The organism is Burkholderia sp. E168m23 (assembly GCF_016586125.1).
GTDB lineage: Bacteria > Pseudomonadota > Gammaproteobacteria > Burkholderiales > Burkholderiaceae > Burkholderia > Burkholderia orbicola.
In genome coordinates this window covers 1-2,002 of the sequence record NZ_BCPP01001140.1, presented here as the reverse complement: position 1 = coordinate 2,002, position 2,002 = coordinate 1, and the positions used below count along the sequence as shown (strand labels likewise).

3 protein-coding genes are annotated in these 2,002 nt (G+C 68.4%); 1 reads left to right on the top strand and 2 read right to left on the bottom strand.

Translation table 11 applies throughout. The annotated features are described in order from the left end of the window. The coding region (locus JMF90_RS34990) for a glycoside hydrolase family 3 C-terminal domain-containing protein (RefSeq protein ID WP_201326157.1) at positions 1-1,154 on the top strand (1,154 nt) is incomplete at its 5' end. An 82-nt stretch (positions 1,155-1,236) separates the two neighbouring features. On the opposite strand, the gene JMF90_RS40650 is transcribed toward JMF90_RS34990, so the two are convergent. Further along, the gene (locus JMF90_RS40650; protein WP_012338296.1) at positions 1,237-1,359 is read right to left on the bottom strand and encodes a hypothetical protein; all 123 of its coding nucleotides are present in this window, start codon (positions 1,357-1,359) and stop codon (positions 1,237-1,239) included. Next, positions 1,359-1,937, bottom strand: coding sequence for a DUF4865 family protein (locus tag JMF90_RS34985; RefSeq protein ID WP_012338297.1), 579 nt, complete (start codon positions 1,935-1,937; stop codon positions 1,359-1,361). Before JMF90_RS34985 ends, JMF90_RS40650 begins: the two co-directional genes overlap by 1 nt. Positions 1,938-2,002 lie beyond the last annotated feature (65 nt).

Genomic DNA, 2,002 nt, shown 5'->3' with positions numbered 1-2,002 from the left:
TCGCGCAAGCGGCTTCCGAGCAATCGATCGTTCTGCTGAAGAACGACGGCAACCAGTTGCCGCTCGTCGCGTCGGCACTGTCGCGGATCGCCGTGATCGGCGGCCATGCGGATGCAGCCGTGCTGTCCGGCGGCGGCTCGGGTAACACGCGCGACCCCGTATCCGGTTCGTTCGCCGGCTGCGGAGGCCTGACGTTCGGATCGTCGACCGGCTGCAGCTGGTGGCGCAATCCATGGCTCAAGGTCGACGTGCCGATCGTCGCGGCGATCCGCGCGCTGGCGCCGGCCGCGCAGGTCACGTATGCGGGCAACAGCGACCAGCAGTCGCCGTTCCGCGCGTACACGCAGCAGGAGATCGACCAGGCCGCGGCGCTCGCGGGCCGCTCGGATGTCGCGATCGTCGTGGTCGCGCAGCCGGCCGGCGAGGATTTCGGCGACCTGCAGAGCCTGAGCCTCGCGAACCCGTCGAACCAGGATGCGCTCGTCGAGGCCGTCGCGCGCGCGAATCCGCATACGGTCGTGGTCGTCCAGAGCGGCAATCCGGTGCTGATGCCGTGGAAGGACAACGTGTCGGCCATCGTCGAGGCGTGGTATCCGGGCGAAGCCGGCGGCAAGGCGATCGCGAACGTGCTGTTCGGCGCGGTCAATCCGTCGGGCAAGCTGCCCGTGACTTTCCCGGCGCGCGATCAGGACTCGCCGACGTGGGGGCAAAACGGCGCGTTCGACAACGACCCGGTGTACGCGGAAAAGCTGGACATGGGCTACCGCTGGTATGACGCGCGCAACATCAAGCCGATGTTCGAGTTCGGCTACGGCCTGTCGTATACGCACTTCGCGTATTCGGGTCTGTCGGTGTCGAAGCAATGGGACGGCTCGCTGAGCGTCGCGTTCACCGTACGCAACGACGGGCGCGTGGCCGGCGCGGAAACGCCGCAGGTCTATCTCGGCGTGCCGTACAAGGACGAGCCGCCGAAGCGGCTGGTCGGCTGGGAAAAGATCCGGCTGAATCCGGGCGAGGCACGGCGGGTGCGCGTGACCGTGTCGCCGCGGATGCAGAGCGTCTGGGATACGTCGCGCAACGGCTGGCGGGTCGTCTCGGGCGGGACCGTGTACGTCGGCGCGTCGTCGCGCGATATCCGCTTGCAAGGCCATTGAGCGAGCGGCGATGAAGCGACCGGGGGCGCCGCGCATCGCATGCGCGGCGCCCCCGCGCCCACCACCACTGTGCTGAAGCGCGTTACCTGAACAGCAGCGCCAGCACCGTCACGAGCGCCGCGATCGTGACGATGCCCGCCGCCACACCCGCCAGATGCGCGGCAATCACCACGCCGGCCGGCAATCGCGACGCGATGCCGGCCATCACGCGCGACCCGCGTCCAGCGTGTCGAGCAACGGCCTCGCCAGATGCAGGACCTGGTACACGGTGCCCGCGCCGCCGTCGTCCGGTTCATGTTCCGTCACGAGCGCACGCGTCAAGCGCCAACGCAGCGGATCGAGACTGACGGCCGCCGCGACCACGCCCTGCCGAGCCGCCGCTTCGCGATTGCGTGCGATCTCCCGCGCCAGTGCCGCATCGAGATCGGCGTCCGCCGGAATCTCGATCGTTTCAAGACGCGCGAAACGTCCCGTCGACGCACTGCCCTTGCGCGCGTCGAGCGCAACTTGCGTGTCGATCGGCGCGCGACCGAAGCTGTCCGTCACGACCCGATAGCGGCCATCCGTCACGAACCGCGCGAACGCCTGTTCGTTGCGCCACAGGTAGAACGACGCATAGCCGTTTTCCGTCGCGCCGTGACGGCCGGCCTCGCGCAACAGGAATCCCTTGAACAGCAGGTCGGGCGTGTCGTCCCACAGCCGGCCGCGCTCGCGCACGCGATTGCGGATGATGTCGAGGTCGTAGTCCGCCGGCAGGCGGTGCACGTAGTACGCGGTCAGCATGATCGACTCCTGGCGAAAGAAACGGACGGCATTCCGGACGGCATGGACGCAGCGTAGAAGACCTT